This window comes from Pseudomonas sp. CM25, assembly GCF_013179705.1.
In the GTDB taxonomy this organism is placed as follows: domain Bacteria; phylum Pseudomonadota; class Gammaproteobacteria; order Pseudomonadales; family Pseudomonadaceae; genus Aquipseudomonas.
The window spans coordinates 1-7691 of record NZ_JABMCW010000270.1 but is presented as its reverse complement, the minus strand read 5'-3'; the positions used below and the strand labels follow the sequence as shown (position 1 = coordinate 7691).

Annotated in this window: 8 protein-coding genes; 5 read left to right on the top strand and 3 right to left on the bottom strand. The window is 62.3% G+C overall.

The window, feature by feature from the left end; all coding sequences use genetic code 11:
* Window positions 1-184: 184 nt before the first annotated feature.
* Both folK and folB read right to left on the bottom strand, forming a co-directional pair.
* Entirely contained in the window at window positions 185-694 is a 510-nt protein-coding gene (gene folK, locus HP546_RS22535; protein ID WP_172229647.1) for a 2-amino-4-hydroxy-6-hydroxymethyldihydropteridine diphosphokinase, read from the bottom strand.
* Window positions 685-1041, bottom strand: a complete 357-nt coding sequence (gene folB, locus HP546_RS22530; protein WP_027907305.1) for a dihydroneopterin aldolase — start codon at window positions 1039-1041, stop codon at window positions 685-687. Before folB ends, folK begins: the two co-directional genes overlap by 10 nt.
* A gap of 74 nt (window positions 1042-1115) precedes the next feature.
* Here folB and plsY point away from each other — a divergent pair, with 74 nt between their 5' ends.
* Window positions 1116-1685, top strand: coding sequence for a glycerol-3-phosphate 1-O-acyltransferase PlsY (gene plsY / locus HP546_RS22525; protein ID WP_172229645.1), 570 nt, complete (start codon window positions 1116-1118; stop codon window positions 1683-1685).
* Between the two features lie 16 nt (window positions 1686-1701).
* On the opposite strand, the gene tsaD is transcribed toward plsY, so the two are convergent.
* Entirely contained in the window at window positions 1702-2727 is a 1026-nt protein-coding gene (tsaD, locus tag HP546_RS22520) for a tRNA (adenosine(37)-N6)-threonylcarbamoyltransferase complex transferase subunit TsaD (protein WP_172229643.1), read from the bottom strand.
* A gap of 204 nt (window positions 2728-2931) precedes the next feature.
* Between tsaD and rpsU the strand changes: the two genes are divergently transcribed.
* The 4 genes from rpsU to HP546_RS22500 all read left to right on the top strand — a co-directional run.
* On the top strand, window positions 2932-3147 hold the full coding sequence (rpsU, locus tag HP546_RS22515; protein WP_003255575.1) for a 30S ribosomal protein S21: 216 nt from the start codon (window positions 2932-2934) through the stop codon (window positions 3145-3147).
* A 301-nt stretch (window positions 3148-3448) separates the two neighbouring features.
* Window positions 3449-5431 (top strand): DNA primase, encoded by a 1983-nt coding sequence (gene dnaG, locus HP546_RS22510; protein ID WP_172229641.1) that lies wholly within the window; start codon window positions 3449-3451, stop codon window positions 5429-5431.
* A 67-nt stretch (window positions 5432-5498) separates the two neighbouring features.
* A complete protein-coding gene (gene rpoD / locus HP546_RS22505; protein WP_172229638.1) occupies window positions 5499-7349 on the top strand; it encodes an RNA polymerase sigma factor RpoD in 1851 nt (616 codons plus the stop codon).
* Window positions 7350-7476: 127 nt separating this feature from the next.
* The coding region (locus tag HP546_RS22500) for a hypothetical protein (RefSeq protein WP_172229635.1) at window positions 7477-7691 on the top strand (215 nt) is incomplete at its 3' end.

Here is a 7691-nt window from a genome sequence, read left to right as displayed (position 1 = left end):
TGCGGCGATCCGATTTACCCGCGAAGAGGCCGGACCTGCCGGCCAATATCCTTGGGCACTCACTGTTGCCGCCGCCACCGCATTCGCGGGTAAATCGGATCGCCGCACCGCCGCTCCCACAGGGATCGCGTACGCTGTTTAAATTTTGCGCAAGAGAGTTACTCCCCCACCGGCCGCGTCAGTGTCAGCCAGGCGTCAACTGCAACCCGCGCCACTCAAAGGCAACCGGGGCCAGCACCTGATCAATCTGCGCGTCCTGCCACAATTGCCCCATGCTCTTGCCTGCCCCTGGATGCACCAGCTCGGGTGCCAGCAGCGACAGCGGCCACAGCACAAAGGCATTCTTCAGGATCTCGGCCCGGGGCAGCACAAGCCCATCGAACGTGCCGTGCAAATCGTCATACATCAGCACATCGATATCCAGCGGCAGCCCCTTGCGGTCCGGGGCATAGCGGCCATTCTCGGCCTCGATGAACTTCAGCCGGCGGTCCAGCTCGATCAACGGCAGTCCGGTTTGCCCGGTGACCACGAAGTTGATGAACGGCCCGCTCTTGATACCCACGGCCTGGCTTTCGAACGCGGGCGAACAACGCATGTTGGTGAGGATGCCCGCCAACGCATCGAGCCCCGCACACAGGTGCGTGTGACGGTCGGTATTGCTGCCAAGGCCCAGGTAGACCGTACTCAGAGACATCCGCGCTCGATCTCCACGCCAACACCACCACGGGCCGCAGGCACCGCACCCGGCTTGGTCAGCTTCAACCGTACCCACGGGATGTGAAACTCTTCCATCAACGCGGCCACCAGGCGCTCGGCAAAGGTTTCCACCAGTTCGAAGCGGGCCTGCTCGGCAAACGCCTGGATGCGCGCCGATACGCTGGCGTAGTCCAGCGCCAGGCTCAGGTCGTCGCCCGCCGCAGCCGGGCGGTTGTCCCAGGCAAAGCTCAGGTCCAGGCGCAAGCACTGGCGAATATCCCGCTCCCAGTCATAGGCACCGATCACGGTATCGACTTCCAGGCCTTCGATGAACACTCTGTCCAAGCACTTCTCTCCACAGCACGACAAGGGCGACTGGCGCCGTTAGAATCAGGGCGTCCTCGCCCGGAATAGTTAGCATGTTTTGGTTACTGGCGTTGCTCGCCTACCTGCTCGGCTCGCTGTCCTTCGCCATTGTCCTCAGCCGCCTTTCGGGCAGCCCGGACCCACGTTCCAGCGGTTCAGGCAATGCCGGCGCCACCAACATGCTACGCCTGGCAGGCCGCAGACTGGCGATCCTGACCCTGCTCGGCGACCTGTGCAAGGGCCTGGTGCCGGTATTGCTTGCCCGCCTTGCCGGGCTGGGCCTGCAAGAGCAGGCCTGGGTAGGCGTATGCGCGGTGCTGGGGCACCTGCTGCCGCTGTACTTCCGCTTCAAGGGCGGCAAGGGCGTGGCGACGGCTGCCGGCATGCTCATGGGCCTGTACTTTCCGGCCGCGCTGCTGGCCATCGGCGCCTGGCTGCTGACCTTCTACCTCACCCGCACCAGCTCGCTGGCGGCGCTGGTCGCCACACCGCTGACCTTGCCATTGCTGGCCTGGCGCGAGCCGGAGGCGCTGCTGCCGATCACCGTGCTGACCGTGATGATCGTGTGGCGCCACCGCAACAACCTGCGCGACCTGTTTGCCGGGCGCGAGCGGCACTTCTGAAAACACTTCGCAAACCTTACAGCGGCGGCAACTGCTCCATCGGCCAGCGCGCCTGCACGCTGATCGCCAGGTCCTGCTGCTGCCCGGCCAACAGGCGCTGACAGCCAGCGTAGGCGATCATTGCGCCATTGTCGGTGCAGAACTGCGGGCGGGCGTAGTACACGTTACCCTTGATACTGCCGAGCATGTCCTCCAGAGAGGCGCGCAGCGCTTTGTTGGCACTGACGCCACCGGCGATGACCAGGCGCTTGAGGCCGGTCTGCTTGAGCGCCCGCTTGCACTTGATGGTCAAAGTCTCCACCACCGCCTGCTGGAATGCCAGCGACAGGTCGCAACGGGTTTGCTCGCTGTCGTCGCCAGCGTTCTTGCATTGCTGCCAGGTGTTGAGCGCGAAGGTCTTGAGGCCGCTGAAGCTGAACTCAAGGCCCGGGCGATCGGTCATCGGCCGCGGGAACACGAAGCGCCCAGGTACCCCCTGCTCGGCCAGGCGGGCGATTTCCGGACCGCCGGGATAATTCAGGCCGATCAGCTTGGCGGTCTTGTCGAACGCTTCGCCAGCGGCATCATCCAGGCTCTCGCCCAACAGCTCGTATTGGCCGATGCCATCAACGCGAACCAGCTGCGTGTGGCCACCCGACACCAACAAAGCGACGAACGGGAACTCGGGTGGGCTTTCTTCCAGCATCGGGGCCAGCAAGTGGCCTTCCATGTGGTGCACGCCAAGCGCCGGAATATCCCAGGCAAAGGCCAGCGCCTGGGCGCAGGAAGCGCCCACCAGCAATGCGCCGACCAGGCCAGGGCCCGCGGTATAGGCGATGGCGTCGATCTCGGTGGCGACGCAGTCCGCCTCGTCCAGCACCTGGCGGATGAGCGGCAGCATCCGCTTGACGTGGTCACGCGAGGCAAGCTCGGGCACCACGCCACCGAACATGCGGTGCAGGTCAATCTGGCTGAACAGCGCGTCGGCCAAAAGACCACGTTCACTGTCGTATAATGCGACACCAGTTTCGTCGCAGGATGTTTCCAATCCCAGTACTAGCATGGGTTCGTCCCTTGTGGGGGCTGAATTCGAAGGCGCGCATGATAGTCCCCGTGTCGAATGCCGACCAGCGGTTTTCGATCAGAGGCTTTGCATTCCGGCTTGCTAAGGGTTAACATCCGCAACCCTTGAAAACCGACGTACTCCAGCACACCTTTGTTTTGCCAGGAGCACGTCTACCCCGGTAATGAATTAAGGTAGCCCTGGATGCCAGCCGTCAAAGTTAAAGAGAACGAACCCTTCGACGTAGCTCTGCGTCGTTTCAAGCGCTCCTGCGAAAAAGCCGGTGTACTGGCTGAAGTTCGTAGCCGCGAGTTTTACGAGAAGCCGACCGCAGAGCGTAAGCGCAAAGCAGCAGCCGCTGTTAAGCGTCACGCCAAGAAAGTACAGCGCGAACAGCGCCGCGCCGTCCGTCTGTACTAATACAGACGTTCAACGCAAAGCTTCTGCCCTGCCCGGCTACCCGCCGGGCGACGGCAGTGGTCGCTTCAAACTTGAGCAGCTAGCTCAAGGCCCTGCACGAGCTTCATGCGAACTGCCCGGGCAACCTGCCTGAAACGTCAGAGCTGGTCCTTCTTGCTGTATGACCAGACGTGCACGTCCGACTGACGAGCCCCTAGGGGCTGGCGACGAGCACACATTCCCTCGCACTTCCCCAAGCGTCACACGCCCCATCAGGCGCGTGAGCGATTAGACTTGCCAGTTGCCAGATGACGAGACTGCCATGGCCGGGCTGATTCCCCAGAGTTTCATTGACGACCTGATCAACCGCCTCGATATCGTCGACGTGGTGAGTTCGCGCGTCCAGCTGAAAAAAACCGGCAAGAACTACTCCGCCTGCTGCCCGTTCCACAAGGAAAAAACCCCTTCGTTCACGGTCAGCCCCGACAAGCAGTTCTACTACTGCTTCGGCTGCGGCGCCGGCGGCAACGCACTGGGCTTCGTCATGGACCACGACAACCTGGACTTTCCCCAGGCTGTCGAGGAACTGGCCCGCGCCGCTGGCATGGAAGTACCCCGCGAGCAAGGCCGCCGTGACCAGAAACCACGCCAGCCAACCGATTCGCCGCTGTACCCGTTGCTGGACGCCGCCTCGGAGTTCTACCGCCAGGCCCTGCGCAGCCACCCGACCCGCAAGGCAGCAGTGGACTACCTCAAGGGCCGTGGCCTGTCCGGGGAAATCGCCCGCGACTTCGGCCTGGGCTTCGCCCCACCTGGCTGGGACAACCTGCTCAAGCACCTGGGTGCCGACACCCTGCAGCAGAAGGTGATGATCGATGCCGGCCTGCTGATCGAGAACGCCGAAAGCGGCAAGCGCTACGACCGCTTCCGCGACCGGGTGATGTTCCCGATCCGCGACAGCCGCGGGCGCATCATCGCCTTCGGTGGCCGGGTGCTCGGCGACGACAAGCCCAAGTACCTGAACTCCCCGGAGACCCCGGTGTTCCACAAGGGCCAGGAACTCTACGGGTTGTACGAGGCGCGCAAGCACAACCGCAACCTCGACGAGATCATTGTCGTCGAGGGCTACATGGACGTCATCGCCCTGGCCCAGCAAGGCCTGCGCAATGCCGTGGCCACCCTCGGTACAGCCACCAGTGAAGAGCACCTCAAGCGTCTGTTTCGCGTGGTGCCCAGCGTGCTGTTCTGTTTCGACGGCGACCAGGCCGGGCGCAAGGCTGCCTGGCGGGCACTGGAGTCGACCTTGTCGAACCTGCAGGACGGGCGCCGCGCGCGCTTCCTGTTCCTGCCCGAAGGCGAAGACCCGGACAGCCTGGTGCGCGCCGAAGGCACCGATGCCTTCATGGCCCGTATCAACCAGCACGCCCAGCCGCTGGCCGACTACTTTTTCGAGCAGCTGGGCGTAGAAGCAGACCCTCGCTCGCTGGAAGGCAAGGCGCATATGGCCACCCTGGCCGCACCGTTGATCGAAAAAGTCCCGGGCGCCAACCTGCGGCAACTGATGCGCAATCGCCTGAAGGAAATCACCGGGCTGGACCCGCAGCAGGTCGAGCAACTGGCGCAACAAGCGCCAGCGACCAGCACTGTGCCGGACTACGACCCTGGCTACGACTACGACGCCATGGCCAGCTATACCCCTGACTACGGCGACATGCCGCAGCACGACTACGCGCCGGTGCACCAGGAACAGGAATGGAAGCCGAACAAGGGCGGCGGCAAGAAGCAGTGGAGCGACAAGCCCTGGGACAAGAACCGCAAGGGCGGCAAGCCCTGGCAGCAACGCGACGAAGCGCCGCCGCGCGTGCCGGCGCCAGTCGAGCCGCCCACCCTGGCGGCCCTGCGCACCCTGCTGCACCACCCGCTGCTGGCCGGCAAGGTGGAAGATGCCAGCCACTTCGCCGACGAACAGCATCTGTACAGCCAGCTGCTGGTGGCACTGATCGAAGCCGCACAGAAAAATCCTGGGCTAAGCTCAATGCAGCTGATAGCACGCTGGCACGGCACGGAACAGGGCCGCCTGCTGCGGGCCCTGGCAGAAAAGGAATGGCTGATCGTGGCCGACAACCTTGAACAACAGTTTTTCGACACTATAACTAGCTTGTCCGCCCGCCAACGCGAGCGCAGCCTGGAACAACTGCTCAGGAAATCACGTCAAAGTGAATTGACCAGCGAGGAAAAAACCCAGCTTCTCGCGCTGCTGAGCCGGAATGTTCCCGCACAAACGCCGACCTCATCTGGCGCGTGAGGCCCATGCTCGGGTATAATCCTCGGCTTGTTTTTTGCCCGCCAAGACCTTCAGTGGATAGGGTGTTATGTCCGGAAAAGCGCAACAGCAGTCTCGTATCAAAGAGTTGATCACCCGCGGTCGTGAGCAGGGCTACCTGACTTACGCGGAGGTCAACGACCACCTGCCTGAGGATATTTCAGATCCTGAACAGGTGGAAGACATCATCCGCATGATCAACGACATGGGGATCAACGTATTCGAGAGTGCTCCGGATGCGGATGCCCTTCTGTTGGCGGAAGCCGACACCGACGAAGCAGCGGCCGAAGAAGCCGCTGCTGCGTTGGCGGCAGTTGAAACCGATATCGGCCGCACGACCGACCCGGTGCGCATGTATATGCGCGAAATGGGTACTGTCGAGCTGCTGACCCGCGAAGGCGAGATCGAAATCGCCAAGCGTATCGAGGAAGGCATCCGTGAAGTGATGGGTGCCATCGCGCACTTCCCGGGCACTGTCGACTACATTCTCGGCGAATACGACCGCGTTACCACCGAAGGTGGCCGTCTGTCCGACGTTCTCAGCGGTTACATCGACCCTGACGACGGCATCGCCGCGCCGACCGAAGAAGTACCGGTACCTGGCGCCAAGGCCCCTGCGGCCAAGGAAGAATCGGACGACGAAGAAGAAGACGGTGACAGCAGTGACGACGAGGAAGAGACCGAAAGCGGTCCCGATCCGGTGGTCGCAGCCCAGCGTTTCGGTGCAGTCAACGACCAGCTTCAGGCCACCAACAAGGTCCTGAAGAAAAACGGTCGCGGCCACAAGGAAAGCATCGCGGCCCTGCAGGCCCTGGCTGACCTGTTCATGCCGATCAAGCTGGTACCCAAGCAGTTCGAGGTATTGGTCGAGCGTGTACGTGATGCCTTGAGCCGCCTGCGTCAGCAAGAGCGTGCCATCATGCAGCTGTGCGTGCGTGACGCCCGCATGCCGCGTGCCGACTTCCTGCGCATGTTCCCAAGCAACGAAACCGACCAGACCTGGAGCGGTGACCTGGCCAAGCGCAACACCAAATGGGCTGCTGCCCTGGGTGAAAAGGACGCCGCCATCGTTGCTTGCCAGCAGAAGCTGATCGACCTTGAGACCGAAACCGGCCTGACCGTTGCCGAGATCAAGGAAATCAACCGTCGCATGTCGATCGGTGAAGCCAAGGCCCGCCGCGCCAAGAAAGAAATGGTCGAGGCGAACCTGCGTCTGGTGATCTCGATCGCCAAGAAGTACACCAACCGTGGCCTGCAGTTCCTCGATCTGATCCAGGAAGGCAACATCGGCTTGATGAAGGCGGTGGACAAGTTCGAATACCGTCGCGGCTACAAGTTCTCGACTTATGCCACCTGGTGGATCCGACAGGCGATCACTCGCTCGATCGCCGACCAGGCACGCACCATCCGTATTCCGGTGCACATGATCGAGACGATCAACAAGCTCAACCGCATTTCCCGGCAGATGCTGCAGGAAATGGGTCGCGAACCGACCCCGGAAGAGCTGGGTGAACGCATGGAAATGCCTGAGGACAAGATCCGCAAGGTACTGAAGATCGCCAAAGAGCCGATCTCCATGGAAACCCCGATCGGTGACGACGAAGACTCGCACCTGGGCGACTTCATCGAGGACTCGACCATGCAGTCCCCGATCGACGTGGCCACGGTCGAAAGCCTCAAGGAAGCCACCCGGGACGTGCTCTCCGGCCTGACCGCACGCGAAGCCAAGGTGCTGCGCATGCGTTTCGGTATCGACATGAACACGGACCACACCCTGGAAGAGGTTGGCAAGCAGTTTGACGTAACGCGTGAGCGGATCCGTCAGATCGAAGCGAAGGCGTTGCGCAAATTGCGCCACCCGACTCGCAGCGAGCATCTGCGCTCGTTCCTCGACGAGTGATGACAAAACCCCGGCCCAGGCCGGGGTTTTTCTTTAGGGTTCCGTAACATAAAGCCGATCTTGCACCGCACATCTGCAGCAATGCCCGTCTACACTCGACTTCAGACCACCTGAATGCGAGGCCGCTATGCCGCTGATGCCGGCCATCCTGTTGCTGCTCCTTGTCCTGTGGAACACAACGGCCGGCGCCCTGACCCTGACAGACGAGGAGAAGGCCTGGCTGGCTGCCCACCCGCAGCTGAGCCTGGGCGTGGATGCCTCTTGGCCACCGTTCGAGTTTCGCGACCAGGAGGGCCGGTACCAGGGATTGGCCGCCGATTACATCGCCACTATCCAGCAACG